Here is a 24384-nt window from a genome sequence, read left to right as displayed (position 1 = left end):
TCAGCCTTGCGACTAACCCTCGATCAGGATTTCGCGAGCTTCATATGCCATGCGCACAGGCGCGAACGAACGCCGGTGAATCGGGGTCGGGCCCAGACGCGCAAGGGCTTCCAGATGCGCGGGGGTCGGATAACCCTTGTGGCCACCGATGCCGTAACCCGGGTAAATCAATTCGAAGGCAGCCATCTCGCGGTCGCGGCTGACCTTGGCCAGAATCGACGCCGCCGCGATGGCCGGAACTTTGGCATCGCCCTGAATCACGGCTTCGGCACGCATGGATAATGTCGGGCAACGGTTGCCGTCAATCATCGCCAGTTTTGGCTGGATGTGCAGGCCTTCGATAGCGCGCTGCATTGCCAGCATCGTGGCGTGCAGGATATTCAGCTGATCGATTTCATCGACTTCCGCCCGCGCGATGCTCCAGCTCAACGCTTTTTCGCAGATTTCGTCATAAAGCTTTTCACGACGGGCTTCGGTGAGTTTCTTCGAATCATTCAGGCCCAAGATCGGACGCTTCGGATCGAGAATGACCGCCGCCGTGACCACCGCACCACAGAGCGGGCCGCGACCGACTTCATCGACACCGGCAACCATGTCTTCGAGCTCGGCAACCAAGGTGAAATCCAGCCCCATCTGCACGCTGTTTTTTATCATTTTGTTTCGCCAATCAATTTCAACACCGCGTCCGCCGCCTGGTTGGAGGCATCCAGACGCAACGTCCGGTGAATTTCATCGAAGCCGCGCGTCTGCTCCTCGCCGCCTTCGATCAGCGGCGACAACGTCTGTGCCAGTGCCTCGACAGTTGCATCGTCCTGCAACAATTCCGGTACTAACAGACGCTGGGCCAGCAGGTTCGGCAAGGAGACGTAAGGGCTCCTGACCATGCGTTTGAGGATCCAGAACGTCAGGGGCGCCAAGCGATAAGCCACCACCATCGGCCGCTTGTACAACAACGCTTCAAGCGTAGCCGTTCCGGAAGCAATCAGCACTGCATCGCACGCGGCGAGGGCCAGGTGGGAGTTGCCATCCAGCAGGGTCAGTGGCAGGTCGCGACCGGCCAGTAGTTCTTCAAGCTGCTTACGACGCTCCGGACTGGCGCAGGGCATCACGAAACGGACCCCGGGACGCATGGCGCGCAAACGTTGAGCAGTATCGAGAAACAATTCGCCCAGGCGCCCCACTTCGCCACCACGACTGCCGGGCATCAGGGCGACCAGCGGTCCGTCGGGTAAACCGAGTTCAGCGCGCGCGGCGGCGCGATCGGCTTCCAGCGGAATCGCATCAGCAAGGGAGTGCCCGACAAACCTCACCGGCACGCCCTTCTCTTCATAAAATTTCGCTTCAAACGGAAACAGCGTCAGCATCAGGTCGCAGCCTTCACGGATCTTCAGCACCCGCTTCTGCCGCCACGCCCAGACGGACGGGCTGACGTAATGCACGGTTTTGATCCCCGCCTGACGCAGTTTCAATTCGATATTGAGCGTGAAGTCCGGCGCATCGATACCGATGAAAACATCCGGTTTCTCGGCGATGAGGTCGGCGATCAATTTCTTGCGACGCTTGAGCAACTCGCGCAGCCGACCGAGCACTTCCACCAGGCCCATGACCGAAAGACGTTCCATCGGGAAATACGAGGTCAGGCCTTCAGCCTGCATCAACGGGCCGCCGACACCGATGAACTCGACCGCCGGATGGCGGGCCTTGAGCGCACGCATGAGACCTGCGCCCAGAATGTCACCGGAAGCCTCACCCGCCACCAGCGCAATACGCAAATTGGCCATGATTAACGCGTGATGCCGCGGGTCGAAGACTGGATGGAGTCACGGAACACTGCGACTTCCGGAAACTGCAATGACGATTGCGCCAGTTCGCCGAGCGCTTGCTCGACCGTCAAGCCCTGGCGGTAGACCACCTTGTAGGCACGACGCAACGCATGGATCGCTTCTTCGCTGAAACCCCGACGGCGCATGCCTTCGAAGTTCATGCTGCGCGCTTCGGCCGGGTTGCCGAACACCGTGACGTACGCTGGGACGTCCTTGCCAATGGCTGTGCCCATACCGGAGAAGCTGTGGGCGCCAATGTGGCAATACTGATGGACAAGAGTAAAGCCGGACAGAATCGCCCAGTCCGCAACGTGCACATGGCCGGCCAACGCAGTGTTGTTGACCAGGATGCAGTGATTGCCGATGACGCTGTCGTGCCCGATATGCGCGTACGCCATGATCAGGTTGTGATCGCCCAGGGTCGTTTCCGAACGGTCCTGAACAGTCCCACGATGAATCGTCACGCCTTCGCGGATGACATTGTGGTCACCAATGACCAGGCGTGTTTCTTCGCCCTTGTATTTCAGATCGGGCGTGTCTTCGCCTATCGAAGAAAACTGGTAGATGCGGTTGTGCTTACCAATGCGCGTCGGGCCTTTGAGAATTACATGCGGCCCGATCACTGTACCCTCGCCGATTTCCACACCTGCGCCGACGATCGACCATGGGCCGACCTCGACGCCGGCGGCCAGAACGGCCGTCGGATCGATGATTGCGCGAGGGTCAATCAAACTCATAGTTTGCGTTCCGCACAGATGATTTCAGCGGAGCAGACTGGTTTGCCGTCGACCGAAGCCTGGCATTCGAACTTCCAGATCTGACGCTTGCAGCTCAGGAACCTGGCTTCGAGGATCAACTGATCGCCCGGCAGTACCGGCTGACGAAAACGCAGCTTGTCGGAGCCGACGAAATAGTAAAGCGTGCCGTCGGCCGGCTTCACGTCGAGCATTTTGAAACCAAGGATCCCGGCAGCCTGAGCCATTGCTTCGATGATCAACACGCCTGGCATGATTGGATGCGCAGGAAAGTGACCATTGAAGAAGGGTTCGTTGATGCTGACATTCTTGTAGGCGCGAATGCGCTTGCCTTCCACATCCAGATCCACGACCCGGTCCACCAGCAGGAACGGGTAACGGTGAGGCAGGTATTCGCGAATCTCGTTGATGTCCATCATTTCGGGGGGAAGCCTATGTAAAGATTGGGAACGCGCAACTGATGCACGCCCCTCTAGCAAATCAAGGAGGCAGTCTAGCGGCTGTGCACACTTGATATGGAAATGGTATCAGCCATCTGATGAAGCATTACCGTCAGGGGTCACTTCCCCTACTCGCTTTTCCAGCTGTCGCAACCGTCGCGCGATGTCATCGAGCTGACGCAGACGTGCCGCGCTTTTGCGCCATTCGGCAGCCGGTTGCATGGCCGTGCCGGAAGAATAGGAACCCGGCTCGGTAATCGAGTGGGTCACCATGGTCATCCCGGTGATGAAAACCTTGTCGCAAATCTCGATATGCCCAACCAACCCGACGCCACCGGCGAGCATGCAGTGCTTGCCGATCCTGGTACTGCCAGAGATTCCCACGCACGCTGCCATGGCGGTGTGATCGCCGATCTGCACGTTGTGGGCGATCTGAATCTGATTGTCGAGCTTGACGCCATTACCGATGACGGTATCCGCCAGCGCACCGCGATCGATGGCGGTGTTGACGCCAATCTCCACATCGTCACCGACCAGCACACCACCAATCTGAGCGATCTTTTGCCAGACCCCCTTCTCGTTCGCAAAACCGAAGCCCTCACCACCCAGCACTGCACCGGATTGAATCACCACGCGCTTACCAATGCGCACGTCGTGATACAGCGTGACTCTAGGGGCCAGCCAGCCGCCTTCACCGATCTCGCTTCGCGCACCGATGAAGCAGTGCGCACCAATGGTCACGCCCGCGCCAATACGCGCTTTGCTTTCGATTACCGCAAAGGCACCCACACTGGCAGCCGGATCAACCACGGCATCCTCAGCTACAACCGCTGTCGGGTGTATGCCGGCAGCGGCTTTGGGCTTGGGGTCGAACAGATGGGAAATCCGTGCATACGCAAGGTAAGGATCGGGAACGATCAGCACATCACCGACATGCCCTTCGGCATCAGCGGCCTTGAGCAACAAGGCTGCGGCCCGGCTGTCGACCAGGTATTTACGGTATTGGGGATTTGCCAGAAAGCTCAACTGAGCTGGGCCAGCCTCTTGCAAAGTGGCTAGCCCAGTAATTTCCTTCTCCGCGTCGCCACGCAAGGTGGCGTCGAGGAACTCGGCCAACTGGCCGAGTTTTATGGTCACTGTCATGGATTACTTCAGCTGATTCATGCGCTCGATGACCTGGCGGGTGATGTCGTACTGAGGCTTGACATCAATCACTGCGCCACGCTCGAAGACCAGGTCAAAAGCACCTTTCTTGATGACTTCTTCCACAGCGCTGTCCAGTTTTGGCTTCAGCTGCTTCAGCATTTCACGGTCGGCAACGGCTTTGGCTTCGTTCAGTTCTTTGGACTGGAACTGGAAGTCACGGGCCTTTTGCTTGAATTCAAGCTCCAGACGCTCGCGCTCGCCTTGCTGCATTTTGTCGCCACCCGCCATCAGACGGTCCTGAATACCTTTGGCACTGCTTTCCAGCGTCTTGAGCTTGCTCAACTGAGGGCCGAATTTTTTCTCGGCATCCACAGCGTATTTTTTCGCCGCGTTGGATTCGAGCAGCGCCATCTGATAGTTCAGAACGGCGATTTTCATGTCGGCGAAAGCCGGGCCGGCTACCAGTAAGGTTGCCAGGAGAACCAATTGAGTCAACTTACGCACGATGCACTCCTACAAAATCCATTGTCGTTATCTTGGGTCAGACGCTTAGAACGTCTGGCCGAGGGAAAATTGGAACACTTGGGTTTCAGCCTCATCCGGTTTCTTGATTGGCATGGCCAACGCGAAACTCAAAGGACCCAGTGCGGTGACCCAGGTCACTCCCACACCGACGGAGCTGGCCATGTTGCTCAGGCTGATTTCGTTGCACTTGGTATTGGACTTCGAGCCATCGGTGTTGGTGGTATCCGAGCATGATGAGTCGAAAACGTTACCCACGTCCCAGAATACCGATGTGCGCAGGGAACGTTGATCCTTGACGAACGGCAGAGGGAACAGAAGTTCGACGCCACCCTGGATCAAAACGTTACCACCGAATGGCAGCGGATCCTGGTCAGGGTCAACCGCCGTGCCAGGGTTTTTCCCGCTGCTTGGCGTGCTGCGCGGACCGAGCGTGCTGTCCTTGAAGCCACGAACCGAATTGAAACCACCTGCGTAGTAGTTCTCGTAGAACGGCAAGCCATCGGTCGAACCATAACCGTCACCGTAACCCAGCTCGGTGTGCAGACGCATGGTGTAATTTTCGGACAATGGCTGGAACAGCTGGCCACGGTAATCAAGCTTGAAGAACGACAGGTCGCTGCCTGGCGTCGTGGTTTCCAGCACCAGGCTCTGGGAGCGACCACGGGTGGCCAGCACGCCTTTGTTCAACGTGGACTCGGACCAACCGGCCGAAGCCTTGAAGTTCAGATACTTGTCGCCTTCTCTGTTCACGAAGTCGAAAATCTCGTCAACGGTGTATACGCCGGTTTTGATCGTGTCCTGCTGCGCGGTTAAGCCAAAGGTCAGACGCGACGTCTCGCTGATCGGATAACCGACGTTGACGCCCGCACCCAGACTGTCGACAGCATAGCTGGCGATATCGGTTTCGAGATCATCGTAGTCAGTGGTGCGATAGAAGGCGTTGTAACCCAGGCTCACACCGTCGACTGTCCAGTAGGGGTCGACATAACCGAAGTTATAGCGGCTCTGGTATTCACTACGGGTCAGGCCGATGCTGACTTTGTTACCGGTACCCAGGAAGTTGTTCTGGGTGATCGAGCCACCGAGAATCAAACCGGCGCTCTGAGCGAAACCGACACTCGCGGTAATCGAACCGGACGCCTGCTCTTCAACGCTGTAGTTCACATCAACCTGGTCGTCGACGCCCGGCACTGCCGGCGTTTCAACGTTGACTTCCTTGAAGAAGCCCAGACGCTCAAGACGGGTCTTGGACTGGTCAATCAAGTAGGTCGAAGCCCAGCCACCTTCCATTTGACGCATTTCCCGACGCAGCACTTCGTCTTCCGACTTGGTGTTGCCGCGGAAGTTGATGCGGTTCACGTAAGCACGTTTGCCCGGATCGACAGCGAAGGTGATATCGACCGTGTTGTCTTCATCATGAGGCTGAGGCACGCCGTTGACGTTGGCGAAGGTGTAGCCCTCGTTACCCAGACGGCGCGTGATCAGTTCAGAGGTGGTGGTCATCAGCTTGCGCGAGAACACCTGGCCTTTCTGTACCAGTAGCAGAGACTTGACCTGGTCTTCAGGCACTTTCAGGTCGCCGCTCAGCTTGACGTCACGAACGGTGTACTTCTCGCCTTCGTTGACGTTGACAGTGATGTAGACGTGCTTCTTGTCCGGGGTGATGGAAACTTGGGTCGAAGCGATATCCATGTTGATATAGCCACGGTCCAGGTAGTAGGAGCGCAGACGCTCCAGGTCACCGGACAGTTTCTCACGCGCATACTTGTCATCGTTCTTGAAGAACGACAGCCAGTTGGTCGTCTTGAGTTCGAACAGGTCGATCAGGTCGTCATCGGGGAAAACCGTATTACCCACCACGTTGATGTGCTGGATGGCGGCGACGGTGCCTTCGTTGATGTTGACCTTCAGGGCCACACGGTTACGCGGCTGCGACACCACTTCGGTGTCGACGGTCGCCGAGTAACGACCTTGAGCGACGTATTGACGCTGCAGTTCGTTACGCACGCCTTCGAGGGTGGCGCGCTGGAAGATCTCGCCTTCGGCCAGCCCGGATTGCTTGAGACCCTTCATCAGGTCTTCAGTGGAGATCGCCTTGTTACCCTCGATCTCGATACTGGCGACGGATGGGCGCTCGACAACCGTGATGACCAGGACGTTGCCATCACGGCCCAGCTGGATATCTTGAAAGAAACCGGTTTTGAACAACGCACGAGTGGATTCCACCAGGCGACGATCATCCGCCTGTTCACCGACGTTCAACGGCAAGGCACCAAAGACGCTACCCGCGGAGACCCGCTGGAGGCCATTGACGCGAATATCAGAGATAGTGAAGGACTCGGCGTGAACTTCGGCGATCATCAATACGGTGAGAACCGCAGTTAGCAGCAGACGTTTCATGAAGTCCTTTCTTATTCCAACTGGCAATAAACAAACTGCCGCAAAATGCGGCAGATTCGCAATTCAGCGAAGCGTTACAGTCGACCCAGATCATTGACCAGAGCAAGCAACATCACCCCGACCACCAAACTGATACCGATCTGTATCCCCCAACCCTGCACCCGATCCGACAAGGGACGACCACGCGCCCATTCGATCAGATAAAACAACAAATGCCCGCCATCCAGTACTGGAATGGGCAGCAAATTCAGAACACCCAGGCTAATACTCAGATAAGCAAGGAAATTCAGGAAATCAGCGACACCCGACTGGGCAGAAGCGCCCGCCACTTTAGCAATGGTTATCGGTCCACTCAAGTTTTTTACCGAGAGCTCGCCGAACAACATTTTCTTGAGCGAATCGAGGGTCAGGATGCTCATGGTCCAGGTGCGTCGAGCCCCCTCACCAATTGCAGCCAACGGACCGTAGCTGATCTCGCGAATCATCTCCGGCGGCCAGTCGATCGCTTTAACGCCGGCGCCCAGATAGCCGCTTGGCGCTTTGCTCTCGCCGCGAGCAGCCAACATCACAGGGACGTCGATTTGAGCACTGTCGCGCTCGACTCGCAGCATGATTTTGGTATCGGGATGCATCCGCACCGTGTCGACCACTTGCTGCCAGTCATCCACGGGCTTGCCGTCAAGCGCCAGCAAGCGATCGCCGGTTTTCAGGCCGGCGGCCTGGGCCGGGCCCTTCGGATCGATCTCCGCGAGCACCGGCGGCAAGGCCGGGCGCCACGGGCGAATCCCCAACGAACGAATCGGGTCCGGCTCGTCGGCGCCCTTGAGCCATTCATCCAGCACCAGTTCACGGGGGGTGTCCGCCGTGGAGCCTTGTTCGCGCACCAGAACCTGCAGGGAACCGCTCTCGCCGAGTCGACGCACCAGCTGCAGATTGACCGCACTCCAGCCAGATGTCGCTTCGCCGTCGATGGCAACGATTTCCTGGCCAGCGTTCAAACCCGCCTTGGCGGCGATACTGCCGGACTCCACGGCACCGATGACCGGACGCACCTGCTCGCTGCCGAGCATCGCCAGCACCCAGAAAAACACCAGAGCCAATAGAAAGTTGGCAATCGGACCGGCCGCGACAATCGCAATGCGTTGACGCACGGATTTACGGTTGAACGACTGGTCGAGCTGATCGAGGGGGACTTCACCCTCACGCTCGTCGAGCATCTTCACGTAGCCGCCCAGTGGAATGGCCGCAACCACGAACTCGGTGCCTTGCTTGTCGTGCCAGCGCAGCAACGGCATGCCGAAGCCCACGGAGAAACGCAGCACTTTGACCCCGCAGCGACGTGCGACCCAAAAATGGCCGAACTCGTGGAAGGTGACCAGCACGCCCAAGGCTATCAGGGTGCCCACAATCATATAGAGCGCGCTCATCTACTTTCTCCGCATTCCTGTCGAGTGCTGCATGCTATCGCCCGTGGCGACTCAACCATTGTCCGGCAAGAACCCGCGCTTTCGCGTCGGCCGTAAATACTGCCTCGAGATCATCCACCGCAACGACCGGTTCGAGATTCAAGACTTCTTCGATGATACTCGCGATTTCCAGATAGCGTACCCGCCCGTCAAGAAACGCGGCGACCGCGACTTCGTTCGCAGCGTTGAGCATTGCCGGGGCACTGTTGCCTGCCTCGGCAGCCTGACGCGCCAGACGCAAGCAAGGAAAGCGCTGCTCATCGGGGGCCTGAAAGTCGAGACGGGCGATGGCGAACAGATCCAGCGGCGCCACCCCCGAGTCAATACGCTCCGGCCAGGCCAGCGCATTGGAAATCGGCGTACGCATGTCGGGGTTACCCAACTGGGCGAGAACCGAGCCGTCGATATAATCGACCAGCGAATGAATCACGCTCTGCGGATGAATCACCACCTCGACCTGGGCAGGCTTCGCATCGAACAGCCAGCAGGCTTCGATGAGTTCCAGGCCCTTGTTCATCATGCTTGCCGAGTCGACCGAGATCTTGCGGCCCATGGACCAGGTCGGATGCGCGCACGCCTGCTCGGGGGAAACATGCTCCAGCTCGGCCAGCGGCGTCTGCCGGAACGGACCGCCCGAGGCTGTCAGCAAAATCCGCCGCACGCCCACCGCACCCAGTCCGCGGGAAAAGTCCTGCGGCATGCACTGGAAAATTGCATTGTGCTCGCTGTCGATCGGCAGCAATACCGAGCCGCTCTTGCGCACGGCCTGCATGAACAAGGCGCCGGACATCACCAGCGCTTCTTTATTTGCCAGGAGGATCTTCTTGCCGGCCTCTACCGCCGCCAATGTCGGACGCAAACCTGCCGCACCGACGATGGCGGCCATCACCGTATCGACTTCAGGATCGCAAGCCACCTGACACAAACCCGCCTCCCCGACCAACACGCGGGTCGACAGGCCGGCTGCGCGCAAATCGTCCTGAAGCGTTCGAGCAGCAGCCACCTCAGGAACCACGGCAAAACGCGGCGCATGGCGCACGCACAACGCCAACAACTCGTTCAGGCGGGTAAAGCCGCTCAGGGCGAACGCCTGATAACGCTCGGGATGACGCGCGATAACATCAAGCGTGTTCAGACCAATCGAACCGGTAGCACCCAGGACCGTAACCTGCTGGGGGCGACTCACGGTGCAGCCATCCACAACAACACGGCGAAGATCGGAATCGCCGCCGTCAGGCTGTCGATGCGATCCAGCACGCCGCCGTGACCGGGCAGCAAGTTACTGCTGTCCTTGATGCCGGACTGGCGCTTGAACATGCTTTCAGTCAGGTCGCCGACCACCGAGATGAACACGATGATGGCAGCGCCGATCAGGCCGATCAGGATCTGGCCGACGCTCCAGTCACGAACCACACCGACGATAGCGGTGATCACCAGGCTCAGCGCCAGGCCGCCGTACACACCTTCCCAGCTTTTGCCAGGACTGACGTGGGGGGCCAGTTTGCGCTTGCCGAACGCGCGACCCGAGAAGTACGCGCCGATGTCGGCACCCCAGACCAGCACCATCACGGCCATGATCAGCCAGTTGCCCAATGGTGCATGCTTGATCTGAACCAGACCTTGCCAGGCCGGCAGCAGAATCAACAGGCCGATCACCAGTTTGCAGGCGGCACTCGACCAATGCGCGGCGGAACCTGGATAAGTCAGCACCAAATACGTCGCCGCCGCCCACCAGAGCACCGAGGCCCCCAGCACCCATGGGGCGAGGCCCGGCAGGAGGTGCATGAAAAACAACATCAACGCGACAACCGCAGCGTAGCCAACGCGAGCCGGCTGCGCGGTGAAGCCTGCGAGGCGAGCCCATTCCCAAGCGCCGAGCGTCACGACCAGCCCGATAAACAAGGCAAACCCGGTGCCCTCAAGCAGAAAAAAGCCGCACAGGGCAATCGGCAGCAGGATCAATGCGGTGATGATTCGTTGTTTAAGCATTAAACCCGGGCTCCAGCCTCGACCTGCTCGCTCGTTTTACCGAAGCGACGCTGGCGAGAAGCGAAATCGGCCAGCGCGCTGCGCATGGCGTCGTGTTTGAAGTCCGGCCAGAACAGGTCGGAGAAATACAACTCGGCGTAAGCCAGCTGCCACAGCAGAAAGTTACTGATGCGGTGTTCGCCACCGGTACGAATGCACAAATCCGGCAACGGCAGGTCGCCGGTGGCCAGACAGGTTTGCAGCAGTTGCGGGGTGATGTCTTCCGGACGCAGATGCCCGGCCTGAACTTCTCGCGCCAGACGCTGGGCGGCCTGTGCAATGTCCCACTGACCACCGTAGTTGGCGGCGATTTGCAGGACAAAGCGATTGGCGCCCGCCGTCATGGCCTCGGCCTCGCGCATGGCGACCTGAAGCTCCGGATGGAAGCGCGAGCGGTCGCCAATGATGCGCAGGCTGATGTCGTTGTCGTTGAGGCGCTTGGCCTCGCGGCGCAACGCCTTGAAAAACAGGTCCATCAAGGCACTGACTTCATCGGCCGGACGCTGCCAGTTTTCGCTGGAGAAGGCAAACAGGGTCAGCACTTCGACCTTGGCCTCGGCACACACCTCGATCACTGCGCGAACGGCATCAACGCCCGCTTTATGCCCGGCGACACCGGGCATAAAGCGTTTTTTCGCCCAGCGATTGTTACCATCCATGATGATCGCGACATGGCGCGGCACCGCGGACGGCGCAGCCTGCTTGGTCTTTTCCATGTAAACGCGACCCTTATACGGCCATCAGGTCCGCTTCTTTTTGCTTGGTCGCCGCGTCGATATCGGCCTCAGCCTTGTCGGTGAGCTTCTGGATATCGGCAGCAGCACGACGCTCTTCGTCTTCGCTGATTTCCTTGTCCTTGACCAGTTTTTTCAGTTCGCCCAGTGCATCGCGCCGAATATTGCGCACGGCAACCCGGGCATCTTCGGCGGCGCTGCGAGCCTGCTTGGTGAAGCCCTTGCGGGTTTCCTCGGTCAGGGCAGGCATGGAGATCAGCAGCAACTCACCCAGGTTAGTCGGGTTGAGGTTCAAGCCGGCGCTCTGGATTGCCTTGTCGACGGCAGCCAACATGTTGCGCTCAAACGCCACGACCTGAAGGGTGCGCGAATCTTTTACGGTGACGTTGGCGACGCCGCTCAGTGGGGTGTCCGCGCCGTAGTAAGGCACCATCACGCTACCCAGGATGCTCGGGTGAGCCTTGCCGGTACGAATCTGGCCAAACGCGTGGGACAGAGATTCCAGGGATTTTTGCATGCGCTCTTGAGCGTCTTTCTTGATGTCGTTGATCATTGTTGGCCTTCCTCGATCAGGGTCCCTTCAGCGCCGCCATGTACGATGTTCAGCAGGGCGCCGGGCTTGTTCATGTTAAATACGCGCAATGGCATCTTGTGGTCGCGGCACAGGCAAATGGCCGTCAGATCCATCACGCCCAGCTTGCGATCCAGCACTTCATCATAAGTCAGATGATCGAACTTCTCGGCATGTGGGTCTTTGAATGGGTCAGCGGTGTAGACGCCATCGACCTTGGTCGCCTTGAGCACGACATCGGCATCGATTTCGATTGCACGCAGGCAGGCTGCCGAATCCGTGGTAAAGAACGGATTACCGGTGCCGGCTGCGAAAATCACGACTTCCTTGGCATTCAGGTGGCGCATGGCTTTGCGGCGATCGTAGTGATCGGTCACGCCGACCATGGAGATAGCCGACATCACGATGGCCGAGATATTGGCACGTTCCAGCGCATCACGCATGGCCAGGGCGTTCATCACAGTGGCCAGCATGCCCATGTGGTCCCCGGTAACCCGGTCCATGCCGGCAGCGCTCAGCGCTGCACCGCGGAACAGGTTGCCGCCGCCGATCACCAGACCCACCTGAACGCCGATGCCGACCAGTTGGCCGACTTCCAGCGCCATGCGATCCAGGACTTTCGGGTCAATCCCGAACTCTTCCGAGCCCATCAGGGCCTCGCCGCTAAGCTTGAGTAGAATGCGTTTATAGCGAGCCTGATAACCACTGCCCTGCTGAGCCATTGCGAATCTCTCCTGCGGCGTATTTTAAAAATTCTTTGCGAGCTGTTTACAGCTGGCGTTCACTCTAGCTTGGCGCTGCTTCAGCGCCATCGGAACATGGCTTTGTAAGCCAGTTCCTCAAGGAAACCAACAAAAATTGGTACCCCATCTGAAAAGAGGCTGCGCGCGTGAGCGGGCAGCCTCTTCAGGGCGACAGTTGAAAAACTGTCTTATTGCTTGGCGGCAGCCAGCTGGGCAGCAACTTCTTCAGCGAAGTTGTCGACCGGCTTCTCGATGCCTTCGCCTACTTTGAAGTAGGTGAAGGAAACGATTTCAGCACCAGCCTTTTTGGCCAGTTCGCCGACCTTGATCTCAGGGTTCTTGACGAACGCCTGCTCGACCAGGCTCGCTTCAGCCAGGAACTTGCTGATGCGACCTTTGACCATGTTTTCAACGATGTTCTCTGGCTTGCCAGCGATCTTGTCAGCGTTGAGGGTCAGGAACACGCCTTTCTCGCGCTCTACCGCTTCAGCGGAAACTTCCGATGGCAGCAGGAATTCCGGGTTGGTCGCCGCTACGTGCATGGCGATGTCTTTGGCCAGCTCAACGTCGCCGCCCTTCAGAACAACTGCAACACCGATTTTGTTGCCGTGCAGGTAACCACCAACAACATCACCCTCAACGCGAGCCAGGCGACGGATGTTGACGTTTTCGCCAACTTTGCCGACCAGAACCAGACGATCAGCTTCTTGAGCTTCGATCAGCGGAGCCACGTCAGTCAGCTTGTCAGCGAACGCTTTTTCAACGCTCGAAGCGACGAATGCCTTGAAGTCGTCCTGCAGAGCCAGGAAGTCGGTCTGCGAGTTCACTTCCAGCAGAACGGCGGATTTACCGTCTTCTTTAAGTGCGATTGCGCCTTCAGCAGCCACGTTGCCTGCTTTCTTGGCAGCCTTGATGGCGCCCGAAGCACGCATGTCATCAATGGCTTTTTCGATGTCGCCGCCAGCCTTGGTCAAGGCTTTTTTGCAGTCCATCATGCCTTCGCCAGTACGCTCGCGCAGTTCTTTGACCAACGCTGCAGTAATCTCTGCCATTTCAAAATTCCTCTTGGATAGGTTTTCAACCATTCCACCCGATCGATCGGGCGATCAATTCTTCCCCAACCACCCTTGTTAGCAGCTGCAAGTTACAAACGCTGTAATTGCGCCACCGGACAAATGGTTTTCGAGGTGGCAAAAAGGGGGCCAAGCCCCCTTTTTGCTTACTGAGTCAACGCCAGGGGCGTCAATTACTCAGCTGCAGCTGCCGGAGCTTCTTCAACGAACTGCTCGGCGGCGCCAGCAACGTGGTTGCGACCGCGGATGACTGCGTCAGCCATCGAACCCATGTACAACTGGATAGCGCGGATTGCGTCATCGTTGCCCGGGATGATGTAGTCAACGCCTTCCGGGCTGCTGTTGGTATCGACTACGCCGATAACCGGGATGCCCAGCTTGTTGGCTTCGGTGATCGCGATGCGCTCGTGATCAACGTCGATAACGAACAGAGCGTCTGGCAGACCGCCCATGTCCTTGATACCACCCAGGGAACGATCGAGCTTCTCAAGATCGCGAGTGCGCATCAGCGCTTCTTTCTTGGTCAGCTTGGCGAAAGTACCGTCTTCGGCTTGCACTTCAAGGTCACGCAGACGCTTGATGGAAGCACGGATGGTTTTGAAGTTGGTCAGCATGCCGCCCAACCAGCGGTGATCGACGTACGGCGAACCGCAACGTGCTGCTTCTTCAGCAACGATCTTGCCAGCGGAACGCTTGGTGCCGACGAACAGAATCTTGTTTTTGCCCTGGGCCAGACGCTCTACGAAAGTCAGAGCTTCGTTGAACATTGGCAGGGTTTTTTCAAGGTTGATAATGTGGATCTTGTTACGCGCGCCGAAAATGTACTTGCCCATTTTCGGGTTCCAGTAACGGGTCTGGTGACCGAAGTGCACACCGGCCTTCAGCATATCGCGCATGTTGACTTGGGACATGATAGTTCCTTGATAAGTCGGGTTTGGCCTCCACGTATCCCAATGACCAACCAGCAGCATCAGCTGAAGGCACCCAGGTCATCGTGTCGACACGTGTGTGGATTTAAGCCTTCCGAGGTATCCCCGGAAAGCGGCGCATTTTATATCACAGGGCTGTAAAAAACGGAACCCGGATTCTCGATTCCTGATGCGCGTGTTCACGCACGCCTCTGGAATCGCTCAAGAATGCGCCTATCTATAAGCAGAAGCGACGTACAGAGGCTCAGATTTGCCCCAGTCGTCTGTTAGAATCGCGTTTTTCCGGGCGGCGAGGATCAATCGCACTTGGCCCGTTTCGTTTTAGCAAGCGCCCTCGAGCGCAGAGAGAGCCTGTATGACCGTCACCCTCAAAACCCCGGAGGACATCGCGAAAATGCGTGTCGCCGGCAAACTGGCCGCCGATGTGCTGGAAATGATTGCCGAATATGTGAAACCGGGTGTTACCACCGAACAGCTGGACCGCATCTGCCACGACTACATTGTCAACGAGCAGAAGGCCATCCCTGCCCCGCTCAACTACAAGGGCTACCCGAAGTCGATCTGCACCTCGATCAATCACGTCGTCTGCCACGGTATTCCCAACGAGAAACCGTTGAAAGATGGCGACACGCTGAACATTGACGTCACCGTGATCAAGGACGGCTATCACGGCGACACCAGCCGTATGTTCCACGTCGGCACGGTTCCGCTCTGGGCCGAGCGCCTCTCGCAGGTGACCCAGGAATGCATGTACAAGGCGATCGAACTGGTCAAACCCGGCTGCCGCTTGGGCGATATCGGTGAGGTGATCCAGAAGCACGCGGAAAAGAACGGTTTCTCGGTGGTCCGCGAATTCTGCGGTCATGGCATCGGCAAGGTGTTCCACGAAGAGCCGCAGATTCTGCACTACGGGCGCGCCGGCACCGGCATGGAGCTGCAAGCCGGCATGACCTTCACCATCGAGCCGATGATCAACCAGGGCAAGGCCGACACCAAGGTGCTGGGCGACGGCTGGACCGCCATCACCAAGGACCGCAAGCTGTCGGCACAGTGGGAACACACCCTGCTGGTCACCGAAACCGGTTACGAGATCTTCACCCTGCGGGCCGACGACACCATCGCGCGCGTCTCCGCCTGATCAAGTCTCACCGCTCAGCCTCACAGAAAGGAAAGCCAATCGATGCCGCAGGTGGATCCCGAACTCTTCGACCGTGGCCAGTTTCAGGCTGAACTGGCCCTGAAGGCCAGCCCGATCGCGGCCTTCAAGAAGGCGATCCGTCAGGCGCGCGAGGTGCTCGACGGGCGCTTTCGCAGCGGCCGCGAGATTCGCCGGCTGATCGAGGATCGCGCCTGGTTCGTCGATAACATCCTGCAAAAGGCCTGGGAGCAATTCGACTGGAGCGAGGACGCCGACATCGCGCTGGTTGCAGTTGGCGGCTACGGGCGCGGCGAGTTGCACCCTTATTCCGATATCGATTTGCTGATCCTGCTGGACAGCGCCGATCACGAAGTTTTCCGCGATTCCATCGAGCGTTTTCTGACCTTGTTGTGGGACATCGGCCTGGAAGTCGGTCAGAGCGTTCGCTCGGTGGACGAATGCGCCATTGAGGCTCGCGCGGACCTGACGGTGATCACCAACCTCATGGAGAGCCGCACCATTGCCGGCCCCGAGCGCCTGCGCCAGCGCATGCTGGAGGTTACCAGCACCGCGCACATGTGGCCGAGCAAGGAGTTCTTCCTGGCCAAACGTTCCGAGCAGAAGGCCCGCCACCACAAGTACAACGATACCGAGTACAACCTGGAGCCCAACGTCAAAGGTTCGCCGGGCGGACTACGGGATATTCAGACGATTCTGTGGGTGGCGCGTCGTCAATACGGCACCCTCAACCTGCGGGCATTGGCCGGCGAAGGCTTTCTGGTCGAGAGCGAAAACGCGCTGCTGGCCTCGTCCCAGGAATTTTTGTGGAAGGTGCGTTACGCACTGCACATGCTTGCCGGTCGCTCCGAAGACCGCTTGCTGTTCGATCATCAGCGCTCCATCGCCGGGCTGCTCGGTTTCGAAGGCGATGACGCCAAACAAGCCATCGAAAACTTCATGCAACAGTATTATCGGGTGGTCATGAGCATCGCCCAGCTCAGTGATCTGATCATCCAGCATTTCGAAGAGGTGATCCTCGCGCCCGAGGACGAAGCGCCGCCGCTGCCGATCAACTCGCGGTTCCAGCTGCATGACGGCTACATCGAAGCGCGCAACGACAACGTGTTCCGCCGCACGCCGTTCGCCATGCTCGAGATCTTCGTGCTGATGGCCCAGCAGCCGGAAATCAAAGGCGTGCGCGCCGACACCATTCGCCTTCTGCGGGAAAATCGTCATCTGATCGACGACGATTTCCGCAACGATATTCGCAATACCAGCCTGTTCATCGAACTGTTCAAATGCAAGATCGGCATCCACCGCAACCTGCGCCGGATGAATCGTTACGGCATTCTCGGGCGTTATCTGCCGGAGTTCGGGTTTATCGTCGGACAGATGCAGCATGATCTGTTCCACATTTATACCGTCGATGCGCACACGCTGAACCTGATCAAACACCTGCGTAAGTTGCAGTACACCCAGGTGTCGGAAAAATTCCCGTTGGCGAGCAAGCTGATGGCCAAGCTGCCGAAACCGGAACTGATTTACCTCGCCGGGCTTTACCACGACATCGGTAAAGGCAGGCATGGTGATCATTCCGAAATTGGCGCGGTGGATGCCGAAGCCTTTTGCCAGCGCCATCAGTTGCCGGTGTGGGACAGCCGCCTGATTGTCTGGTTGGTGCAAAACCATCTGGTGATGTCGACCACCGCGCAACGCAAGGACTTGTCCGACCCGCAAGTGATTCACGATTTCGCGCAGATCGTCGGCGACGAAACTCACCTTGATTATCTGTATGTGCTGACCGTCGCCGATATCAACGCGACCAACCCGACGCTATGGAATTCCTGGCGCGCGAGCCTGTTGCGTCAGCTCTACACAGAGACCAAACGAGCCTTGCGCCGAGGTCTGGAAAACCCGGTGGATCGTGAAATGCAGATCCGCCAGACGCAAAGTGCAGCGCTGGACATTCTGGTGCGCGGAGGGACCGATCCGGATGACGTCGAGCAGTTGTGGTCGCAATTGGGCGACGACTATTTTCTGCGTCACACCGCCGGCGATGTCGCCTGGCATACCGATGCCATCCTGCAGCAACCGGCCGATGGCGGCCCGCTGGTGCTGATCAAGGAGACCACTCAGCGCGAATTCGAGGGCGGCACGCAGATCTTCATCTATGCACCGGATCAGCATGACTTCTTCGCCGTGACGGTGGCGGCCATGGACCAGCTCAACCTGAACATCCATGACGCGCGGGTGATCACTTCGAGCAGCCAGTTCACCCTCGACACCTACATTGTGCTCGACACGGACGGCGACTCCATTGGCGACAACCCGACGCGGGTCAAACAGATCCGCGAAGGTCTGACCGAGGCCCTGCGCAACCCGGACGATTACCCGACGATCATTCAGCGTCGAGTGCCGCGCCAGCTCAAGCATTTCGCTTTCGCGCCGCAGGTGACCATCCACAACGACGCCCAGCGTCCGGTGACCGTGCTGGAACTGAGTGCGCCGGACCGTCCAGGCCTGCTTGCGCGGATCGGTACGATATTCCTCGAGTTCGACTTGTCGCTGCAGAATGCCAAGATCGCCACGCTGGGGGAGCGCGTGGAAGACGTGTTTTTCATCACCGACGCCAACAACCAGCCGCTGTCCGACCCATTGCTGTGCAGCCGTTTGCAGGATGCGATTGTTGAACAGCTGACGGTCAATCAGGAATCCGAAATCAACCTGTCGCGCATCAGTATTTGAACTGACAAATTTCCACTCGTTGGAGTGCGCTTCCTGTGGTGAGGGGGCTTGCCCCCGTTAGGTTGCGGAGCAGCCTCAAAACCGAAAAAGCGGTGTATCAGCTACATCCCACACATTGGTTTCACGACTGCTGCGCAGTCGAACGGGGGCAAGCCCCCTCGCCACAAAAGCCCTCAACTACGTAAAGAGGCCCCGATGAACAACGCTTTGAACCAGTTGCAGCCCTACCCGTTCGAGAAGCTCCGCGCCCTGCTCGGCAGCGTCACGCCTGACCCGGCCAAGCGCCCGATCGCGCTGTCAATCGGCGAGCCGAAGCACCGTTCGCCGGGCTTCGTCGCTGAAGCGTTGGCGAGCAATCTGGATCAGATGGCCGTCTATCCGACCACCCTCGGCGTTCCGGCTCTGCGCGAAGCCATCGCCGCCTGGTGCGAACGTCGCTTCAGTGTTCCGCCAGGATGGCTCGACCCGGCACGTCATGTGCTGCCGGTGAACGGCACGCGTGAAGCGCTGTTTGCCTTCACCCAAACCGTGGTTAATCGTAGCGACGACGCGCTGGTGGTCAGCCCGAATCCGTTCTACCAGATCTATGAAGGTGCCGCGTTCCTCGCCGGGGCCAAGCCGCACTACCTGCCGTGCCTGGACGAAAACGGCTTCAACCCGGATTTCGACGCTGTTTCGGCGGACATCTGGAAGCGTTGCCAGATCCTGTTCCTGTGCTCGCCGGGAAATCCGACGGGGGCTCTGATTCCGGTCGACACCCTGAAAAAACTCATCGCGCTGGCGGACGAACATGACTTCGTCATTGCCGCAGACGAATGCTACAGCGAGCTCTACTTCGACGAACAAACGCCGCCGCCGGGCCTGCTCAGTGCCTGCGTGGAACTGGGCCGCAAGGATTTCAAGCGTTGCGTGGTGTTCCACAGCCTGTCCAAGCGTTCCAACCTGCCAGGCCTTCGCTCAGGTTTCGTCGCCGGCGATGCCGACATCCTCAAAGGCTTCCTGCTGTACCGCACTTATCACGGCTGCGCGATGCCGGTGCAGACGCAACTGGCCAGCGTTGCCGCGTGGAATGACGAAGCACACGTGCGTGCCAACCGTGATCTGTACCGCGAAAAATATGACGCTGTGCTGGAAATTCTGAGCCCGGTGATGGACGTGCAGCGGCCGGATGGCGGGTTTTATCTTTGGCCGAATGTTGAAGGCGACGATGAGGCGTTCTGCCGCGATCTGTTCGTTGAAGAGCATGTGACCGTGGTGCCGGGTTCCTATCTGTCCCGTGATGTCGACGGTACCAATCCGGGCGCCGGCCGAGTGCGCATGGCGCTGGTTGCACCGCTGGCGGAATGTGTTGAGGCGGCGCAACGGATCCGGGATTTCATCCAGCGCCGCAGTTAAACGCTGTCCCGAAAATTGTAGGAGCGAGCTTGCTCGCGATGGTCGTTAACGATGACGCGACCGGCCTGCCACCCCGCGATGTTCTCACGCTCATCGCGAGCAAGCTCGCTCCCACAGGGTTTATGCCCTGACACACATACAAACCCGACCACTGCCGACGCGAAACCGTCCGGTCATGGCATAATCCGTCACCTTCTATTTCCAGCAACTGTAAAGGGGGCAATTCCTTGACCGCTTCAAGCAAAACGTTGCACCTTTTCGGCATCAAAGCCTGCGACACCATGAAAAAGGCGCGCAACTGGCTCGATGAACACGCTGTGAGCTACGATTTCCATGATTACAAAACGGCCGGAATCGACCGTGAGCACCTGACCCAATGGTGCGACGAGCACGGCTGGCAAGTGCTGTTGAACCGTGCAGGCACGACCTTTCGCAAACTCGAAGACGAACGTAAAGCCGATCTCGACCAGACGAAAGCCATCGAACTGATGCTCGCCCAACCCTCGATGATCAAGCGCCCGGTGCTTGATCTCGGTGACCGAACCCTGATTGGCTTCAAGCCAGATATCTACGCGGCAGCGCTCCAGTAAGCGGCCCGTTCCATTTTGTTAGAGGTATTTACATGTCCACTACCCTGTTCAGCCTGGCTTTTGGTGTCGGCACGCAAAACCGTCAAGGCGCCTGGCTGGAAGTGTTCTACGCGCAGCCGCTGCTCAATCCGTCCGCCGAAGTGGTTGCGGCCGTGGTGCCTGTTCTGGGTTACAGCGAAGGCAACCAGGCCATCACGTTCACCACCACTCAAGCCTCGCAAATGGCCGACGCGCTCAAAGGTGTTGACGCTGTTCAGGCGGCGTTGCTGACCCGCCTGGCCGAAAGCCACAAACCGCTGGTCGCAACCTTGCTGGCTGAAGATGCGCAACTGTCTTCGACGCCCGAGGCTTACCTTAAACTGCACCTGCTGTCCCATCGCCTGGTCAAGCCGCACGGCCTGAACCTTGCCGGGATTTTCCCGCTGCTGCCGAACGTGGCCTGGACCAGCCAGGGCGCGATCGACCTCGCCGAACTGTCCGAACGTCAACTCGAAGCGCGTCTGCGTAACGATTTGCTGGAAGTATTCTCGGTCGACAAGTTCCCGAAAATGACCGACTACGTCGTCCCCGCCGGCGTGCGTATTGCTGACGCTGCGCGTCTGCGTCTGGGCGCCTATGTGGGTGAAGGCACCACCGTGATGCACGAAGGTTTCATCAACTTCAACGCGGGCACCGAAGGCCCGGGCATGATCGAAGGCCGCGTGTCTGCCGGCGTTTTCGTCGGCAAGGGTTCGGACCTGGGCGGCGGCTGCTCGACCATGGGGACCCTGTCGGGCGGCGGCAACATTGTGATCAAGGTTGGCGAAGGCTGCCTGATCGGCGCAAACGCCGGTATCGGCATCCCGTTGGGCGACCGCAACACTGTCGAGTCGGGCCTGTACATCACCGCCGGTACCAAGGTGGCGCTGCTGGACGAAAACAACTCGCTGGTCAAAGTCGTCAAGGCGCGTGAACTGGCCGGTCAACCCGACCTGTTGTTCCGCCGCAATTCGCAGACCGGTGCGGTGGAATGCAAAACCCACAAATCGGCTATCGAACTGAACGAAGCGCTGCACGCTCACAACTAAGCAGATTGATCCCCTGTAGGAGCGAGCTTGCTCGCGAAAAACGCAAGGGCGGCGCGGTTACTCAAGTAACAAGCGTTATCGTTGACGTCTATCGCGAGCAAGCTCGCTCCTACAGGGGTCAGGCGTACACCTCGCCCATGTTCACCAGGGCTGCATTCCATGATGATTCCTTCCCCTTGGCGTGCCGATTTTCCGGCCATCGCCGCACTGCAACGGCAAGACCAGACCTATCTGGACAACGCCGCCACCACGCAAAAACCTCAAGCCCTGCTGGATGCTCTCGCGCATTACTACGCCAACGGCGCGGCCAATGTGCATCGGGCGCAGCACTTGCCGGGCGCGCACGCGACCCAGGCGTTCGAGAACAGCCGCAGTAAAGTGGCGCAATGGCTGAACGCAGGCGACAGCGGGCAGATCATTTTCACCCACGGCGCGACGTCTGCGCTGAACCTGCTGGCTTACGGCCTGGAACATCTGTTCAAACCGGGCGATGAAATCGTCATCAGTGCCCTGGAGCATCACGCCAACTTGCTGCCGTGGCAGCAACTGGCCCACCGTCGAGACGTGAAACTGGTGATCCTGCCTCTGGACCACGACGGTTTGATCGACCTGCACGCCGCCGAACGGTTGATCGGTCCGCGCACCCGCCTGCTCGCGGTCAGTCAGTTGTCCAACGTTCTGGGTGCCTGGCAACCCCTGCCCGCCTTGCTGCAAATGGCCAAAGCGCACAACGCACTGACCGTGGTCGATGGTGCCCAAGGTGTGGTCCATGGCCGGCACGACGTGCAGGCGCTGGGATGCGACTTTTATGTGTTTTCCAGTCACAAGCTGTATGGCCCCGATGGTCTGGGCGTGGTGTTTGCCCGCACCGAGGCGCTGAAGGGATTACGGCATTGGCAGTTCGGCGGCGAAATGGTCCTGGACGCCGACTATCAGAGCGCTCGATTCCGCCCGGCGCCACTGGGGTTCGAGGCTGGCACGCCGCCCATTGCCAGTGTGATCGGGCTGGGCGCGACGCTGGATTATCTGGCGGGTCTGGATCAGGACGCGGTGTCTGCCCATGAAGCAGCGCTGCACGACTATCTGCTTAAAGGCCTGGAAGCACGCAACGGTATTCAGCTACTGGGCAAACCGCGTCTGGCGCTGGCCAGTTTTGTCGTCGAGGGTGTGCATAACGCCGATCTCGCGCATTTACTGACCGAGCAAGGTATCGCGGTGCGCGCCGGGCATCACTGCGCCATGCCGTTGCTGAAAAGCTTTCAGCTGGCCGGGGCTATTCGGGTGTCGCTGGCGCTGTACAACGATTCGCAAGACCTCGAACGTTTTTTCGAAGCACTGGATCAGGCGCTGGAACTGTTGCGATGAGTATGCCTGCCGAAGCGGTCGCCGCGCTCGACACTTTCCGGAGTGCGGCGAACTGGGAACAACGCGCGCGCCTGCTCATGCAATGGGGGGATCGTCTGCCGGCGCTAAGCGACGCAGACAAGGTCGATGCCAATCGCGTACATGGCTGCGAAAGTCAGGTGTGGCTGGTGGGATCGCTGGTGGATGGACATTGGCACTTTGCCGCAAACAGCGATGCACGGTTGATTCGCGGGTTGGTGGCGTTGCTGCTGGCGCGGGTCAACGGGTTGTCGGCGGTTGAGCTGCAGCAAGTGGATCTGCCGGATTGGTTCAACCAACTCGGATTGAGCCGGCAGCTATCGCCGTCGCGCAGTAATGGCCTTAATGCCGTGCTTCAGCGGATGAATGAGTTGGCTGGTTAATCGCCATCGTGAGCAGGCTCACTCCCACAGGTGAAACGCATTCCAAATGTGGGAGTGAGCCTGCTCGCGATGGCGTCTGCTGCTGCAACCATTAAACCGCCGGCTTCACCCGATCCGCCGGCCGCCGCACCCCGGCCACAATCTTGTCCACAGCCTTGGTGGCCGCGACCATGCCGAACGTCGCCGTGACCATCATCACTGCCCCAAAGCCGCCGGCGCAATCAAGCTTCACGCCATCGCCGACAAAGCTCTTCTGCAAGCAAATGCTGCCATCGGGTTTCGGGTAGCGCAGTTGTTCGGTGGAAAACACGCAGGGCACGCTGTAATGACGCGTCACGGTGCGGGAGAAGTTGTAATCGCGGCGCAAGGTCGAGCGCACTTTCGACGCCAGCGGATCGTTGAACGTGCGATTCAAATCGCAGACCTGAATCAGCGTCGGGTCAATCTGCCCGCCTGCGCCGCCGGTGGTGATGATCTGAATCTTGCGGCGCTTGCACCAGGCGATCAGCGCCGCTTTGGCGTTGACGCTGTCGATGCAGTCGATCACGCAATCAATGTTCGGTGTGATGTACTCGGCCATGGTCTCGCGCGTGACGAAATCCGCCACCGCGTGCACGGTGCAGTCCGGATTGATCCCGCGCAGGCGCTCAGCCATCACCTCGACCTTGGGTTTGCCGACGGTGCTGTCCAGCGCGTGCAACTGACGGTTGGCGTTACTGACGCAGACATCGTCCAGATCGAACAAGGAAACCTCGCCGACGCCACACCGCGCGATGGCTTCCGCCGCCCAGGAACCGACGCCGCCGACACCGACGATCGCCACGTGCGCGGCGCGCAAGCGTTCAAGGCCTTCGATGCCGTACAAACGGGCGATGCCTGCAAACCGCGGATCTTCTGTGCTCATGACCATTACCTAAAAAACCGGCGCGCATTATAGGGCCGTCGGCAGCCAAGAACATCTTTGCTGTATGAACGGCTGGTTTCTTCAGGCGACGCCGAACCAAGAATTGTCCTACAAGGTCCAACGCAAAGAACTTACGGTAAGTTCGA

The 24384-nt window shown here is 58.9% G+C and carries 23 protein-coding genes; 7 read left to right on the top strand and 16 right to left on the bottom strand.

What is annotated here, in order from left to right; genetic code table 11:
* Nucleotides 1-12: 12 nt before the first annotated feature.
* The 15 genes from rnhB to rpsB all read right to left on the bottom strand — a co-directional run bounded on the left by rnhB (nt 13) and on the right by rpsB (nt 14615).
* On the bottom strand, nt 13-639 hold the full coding sequence (gene rnhB / locus ACYZT1_RS06225; RefSeq protein WP_462019197.1) for a ribonuclease HII: 627 nt from the start codon (nt 637-639) through the stop codon (nt 13-15).
* A gap of 11 nt (nt 640-650) precedes the next feature.
* On the bottom strand, nt 651-1781 hold the full coding sequence (gene lpxB / locus ACYZT1_RS06220) for a lipid-A-disaccharide synthase (RefSeq protein WP_462018152.1): 1131 nt from the start codon (nt 1779-1781) through the stop codon (nt 651-653).
* Nucleotides 1782-1783: 2 nt separating this feature from the next.
* Nucleotides 1784-2560 carry an acyl-ACP--UDP-N-acetylglucosamine O-acyltransferase gene (lpxA, locus tag ACYZT1_RS06215; RefSeq protein WP_462018151.1) on the bottom strand — a complete coding sequence of 259 codons (777 nt, stop codon included), beginning with the start codon at nt 2558-2560 and terminating at the stop codon, nt 1784-1786.
* Nucleotides 2557-2997 carry a 3-hydroxyacyl-ACP dehydratase FabZ gene (gene fabZ, locus ACYZT1_RS06210; RefSeq protein ID WP_064676110.1) on the bottom strand — a complete coding sequence of 147 codons (441 nt, stop codon included), beginning with the start codon at nt 2995-2997 and terminating at the stop codon, nt 2557-2559. Before fabZ ends, lpxA begins: the two co-directional genes overlap by 4 nt.
* Nucleotides 2998-3105: 108 nt before the next feature.
* Complete coding sequence (gene lpxD, locus ACYZT1_RS06205; protein ID WP_462018150.1) at nt 3106-4161, bottom strand: UDP-3-O-(3-hydroxymyristoyl)glucosamine N-acyltransferase; 1056 nt, start codon at nt 4159-4161, stop codon at nt 3106-3108.
* A gap of 3 nt (nt 4162-4164) precedes the next feature.
* The gene (locus ACYZT1_RS06200) at nt 4165-4668 is read right to left on the bottom strand and encodes an OmpH family outer membrane protein (protein ID WP_462018149.1); all 504 of its coding nucleotides are present in this window, start codon (nt 4666-4668) and stop codon (nt 4165-4167) included.
* 45 nt (nt 4669-4713) lie between these two features.
* Nucleotides 4714-7089, bottom strand: a complete 2376-nt coding sequence (gene bamA, locus ACYZT1_RS06195) for an outer membrane protein assembly factor BamA (RefSeq protein ID WP_462018148.1) — start codon at nt 7087-7089, stop codon at nt 4714-4716.
* A 74-nt stretch (nt 7090-7163) separates the two neighbouring features.
* A complete protein-coding gene (rseP, locus tag ACYZT1_RS06190) occupies nt 7164-8516 on the bottom strand; it encodes a sigma E protease regulator RseP (protein ID WP_462018147.1) in 1353 nt (450 codons plus the stop codon).
* A 34-nt stretch (nt 8517-8550) separates the two neighbouring features.
* On the bottom strand, nt 8551-9741 hold the full coding sequence (ispC, locus tag ACYZT1_RS06185; RefSeq protein ID WP_462018146.1) for a 1-deoxy-D-xylulose-5-phosphate reductoisomerase: 1191 nt from the start codon (nt 9739-9741) through the stop codon (nt 8551-8553).
* Nucleotides 9738-10544, bottom strand: a complete 807-nt coding sequence (locus ACYZT1_RS06180) for a phosphatidate cytidylyltransferase (RefSeq protein ID WP_462018145.1) — start codon at nt 10542-10544, stop codon at nt 9738-9740. Before ACYZT1_RS06180 ends, ispC begins: the two co-directional genes overlap by 4 nt.
* Nucleotides 10544-11299, bottom strand: coding sequence for a polyprenyl diphosphate synthase (uppS, locus tag ACYZT1_RS06175; RefSeq protein WP_462018144.1), 756 nt, complete (start codon nt 11297-11299; stop codon nt 10544-10546). Before uppS ends, ACYZT1_RS06180 begins: the two co-directional genes overlap by 1 nt.
* A 13-nt stretch (nt 11300-11312) precedes the next feature.
* Nucleotides 11313-11870 carry a ribosome recycling factor gene (frr, locus tag ACYZT1_RS06170; RefSeq protein WP_462018143.1) on the bottom strand — a complete coding sequence of 186 codons (558 nt, stop codon included), beginning with the start codon at nt 11868-11870 and terminating at the stop codon, nt 11313-11315.
* Nucleotides 11867-12610 carry a UMP kinase gene (gene pyrH / locus ACYZT1_RS06165; RefSeq protein WP_003172271.1) on the bottom strand — a complete coding sequence of 248 codons (744 nt, stop codon included), beginning with the start codon at nt 12608-12610 and terminating at the stop codon, nt 11867-11869. The genes frr and pyrH overlap by 4 nt, the downstream gene beginning before the upstream one ends.
* Before the next feature lie 209 nt (nt 12611-12819).
* The gene (gene tsf / locus ACYZT1_RS06160; RefSeq protein ID WP_028622556.1) at nt 12820-13683 is read right to left on the bottom strand and encodes a translation elongation factor Ts; all 864 of its coding nucleotides are present in this window, start codon (nt 13681-13683) and stop codon (nt 12820-12822) included.
* A 194-nt stretch (nt 13684-13877) separates the two neighbouring features.
* Nucleotides 13878-14615 carry a 30S ribosomal protein S2 gene (gene rpsB, locus ACYZT1_RS06155; protein ID WP_462018142.1) on the bottom strand — a complete coding sequence of 246 codons (738 nt, stop codon included), beginning with the start codon at nt 14613-14615 and terminating at the stop codon, nt 13878-13880.
* A gap of 373 nt (nt 14616-14988) precedes the next feature.
* Here rpsB and map point away from each other — a divergent pair, with 373 nt between their 5' ends.
* The 7 genes from map (at nt 14989) to ACYZT1_RS06120 (ending at nt 23334) form a co-directional block, all read left to right on the top strand.
* A complete protein-coding gene (map, locus tag ACYZT1_RS06150; RefSeq protein ID WP_462018141.1) occupies nt 14989-15771 on the top strand; it encodes a type I methionyl aminopeptidase in 783 nt (260 codons plus the stop codon).
* Between the two features lie 42 nt (nt 15772-15813).
* Nucleotides 15814-18516, top strand: coding sequence for a [protein-PII] uridylyltransferase (locus tag ACYZT1_RS06145; protein WP_462018140.1), 2703 nt, complete (start codon nt 15814-15816; stop codon nt 18514-18516).
* A gap of 195 nt (nt 18517-18711) precedes the next feature.
* Nucleotides 18712-19911, top strand: coding sequence for a succinyldiaminopimelate transaminase (dapC, locus tag ACYZT1_RS06140; protein ID WP_462018139.1), 1200 nt, complete (start codon nt 18712-18714; stop codon nt 19909-19911).
* A 227-nt stretch (nt 19912-20138) separates the two neighbouring features.
* Entirely contained in the window at nt 20139-20501 is a 363-nt protein-coding gene (locus tag ACYZT1_RS06135) for an ArsC family reductase (RefSeq protein ID WP_462018138.1), read from the top strand.
* A gap of 32 nt (nt 20502-20533) precedes the next feature.
* On the top strand, nt 20534-21568 hold the full coding sequence (dapD, locus tag ACYZT1_RS06130) for a 2,3,4,5-tetrahydropyridine-2,6-dicarboxylate N-succinyltransferase (protein WP_462018137.1): 1035 nt from the start codon (nt 20534-20536) through the stop codon (nt 21566-21568).
* Between the two features lie 159 nt (nt 21569-21727).
* On the top strand, nt 21728-22933 hold the full coding sequence (locus ACYZT1_RS06125; RefSeq protein ID WP_462018136.1) for an aminotransferase class V-fold PLP-dependent enzyme: 1206 nt from the start codon (nt 21728-21730) through the stop codon (nt 22931-22933).
* The gene (locus tag ACYZT1_RS06120; RefSeq protein ID WP_462018135.1) at nt 22930-23334 is read left to right on the top strand and encodes a SufE family protein; all 405 of its coding nucleotides are present in this window, start codon (nt 22930-22932) and stop codon (nt 23332-23334) included. Before ACYZT1_RS06125 ends, ACYZT1_RS06120 begins: the two co-directional genes overlap by 4 nt.
* 91 nt (nt 23335-23425) lie before the next feature.
* Here ACYZT1_RS06120 and tcdA read toward each other — a convergent pair whose 3' ends face one another.
* Nucleotides 23426-24238, bottom strand: coding sequence for a tRNA cyclic N6-threonylcarbamoyladenosine(37) synthase TcdA (gene tcdA, locus ACYZT1_RS06115; RefSeq protein WP_462018134.1), 813 nt, complete (start codon nt 24236-24238; stop codon nt 23426-23428).
* Nucleotides 24239-24384 lie beyond the last annotated feature (146 nt).

Source organism: Pseudomonas sp. PB3P13, from assembly GCF_054897735.1.
This window is presented reverse-complemented; position numbering and strand designations above follow the sequence as displayed.

What these genes read in the sequence shown, in the direction of transcription:
- lpxB (WP_462018152.1), bottom strand. Translation starts at nt 1,781, where the DNA reads ATGGCCAATTTGCGTATTGCGCTGGTGGCGGGTGAGGCTTCCGGTGAC.
- lpxA (WP_462018151.1), bottom strand. Translation starts at nt 2,560, where the DNA reads ATGAGTTTGATTGACCCTCGCGCAATCATCGATCCGACGGCCGTTCTG.
- fabZ (WP_064676110.1), bottom strand. Translation starts at nt 2,997, where the DNA reads ATGATGGACATCAACGAGATTCGCGAATACCTGCCTCACCGTTACCCG.
- lpxD (WP_462018150.1), bottom strand. Translation starts at nt 4,161, where the DNA reads ATGACAGTGACCATAAAACTCGGCCAGTTGGCCGAGTTCCTCGACGCC.
- bamA (WP_462018148.1), bottom strand. Translation starts at nt 7,089, where the DNA reads ATGAAACGTCTGCTGCTAACTGCGGTTCTCACCGTATTGATGATCGCC.
- rseP (WP_462018147.1), bottom strand. Translation starts at nt 8,516, where the DNA reads ATGAGCGCGCTCTATATGATTGTGGGCACCCTGATAGCCTTGGGCGTG.
- ACYZT1_RS06180 (WP_462018145.1), bottom strand. Translation starts at nt 10,544, where the DNA reads ATGCTTAAACAACGAATCATCACCGCATTGATCCTGCTGCCGATTGCC.
- uppS (WP_462018144.1), bottom strand. Translation starts at nt 11,299, where the DNA reads ATGGAAAAGACCAAGCAGGCTGCGCCGTCCGCGGTGCCGCGCCATGTC.
- frr (WP_462018143.1), bottom strand. Translation starts at nt 11,870, where the DNA reads ATGATCAACGACATCAAGAAAGACGCTCAAGAGCGCATGCAAAAATCC.
- pyrH (WP_003172271.1), bottom strand. Translation starts at nt 12,610, where the DNA reads ATGGCTCAGCAGGGCAGTGGTTATCAGGCTCGCTATAAACGCATTCTA.
- tsf (WP_028622556.1), bottom strand. Translation starts at nt 13,683, where the DNA reads ATGGCAGAGATTACTGCAGCGTTGGTCAAAGAACTGCGCGAGCGTACT.
- rpsB (WP_462018142.1), bottom strand. Translation starts at nt 14,615, where the DNA reads ATGTCCCAAGTCAACATGCGCGATATGCTGAAGGCCGGTGTGCACTTC.
- map (WP_462018141.1), top strand. Translation starts at nt 14,989, where the DNA reads ATGACCGTCACCCTCAAAACCCCGGAGGACATCGCGAAAATGCGTGTC.
- ACYZT1_RS06145 (WP_462018140.1), top strand. Translation starts at nt 15,814, where the DNA reads ATGCCGCAGGTGGATCCCGAACTCTTCGACCGTGGCCAGTTTCAGGCT.
- dapC (WP_462018139.1), top strand. Translation starts at nt 18,712, where the DNA reads ATGAACAACGCTTTGAACCAGTTGCAGCCCTACCCGTTCGAGAAGCTC.
- dapD (WP_462018137.1), top strand. Translation starts at nt 20,534, where the DNA reads ATGTCCACTACCCTGTTCAGCCTGGCTTTTGGTGTCGGCACGCAAAAC.
- ACYZT1_RS06125 (WP_462018136.1), top strand. Translation starts at nt 21,728, where the DNA reads ATGATGATTCCTTCCCCTTGGCGTGCCGATTTTCCGGCCATCGCCGCA.
- ACYZT1_RS06120 (WP_462018135.1), top strand. Translation starts at nt 22,930, where the DNA reads ATGAGTATGCCTGCCGAAGCGGTCGCCGCGCTCGACACTTTCCGGAGT.
- tcdA (WP_462018134.1), bottom strand. Translation starts at nt 24,238, where the DNA reads ATGAGCACAGAAGATCCGCGGTTTGCAGGCATCGCCCGTTTGTACGGC.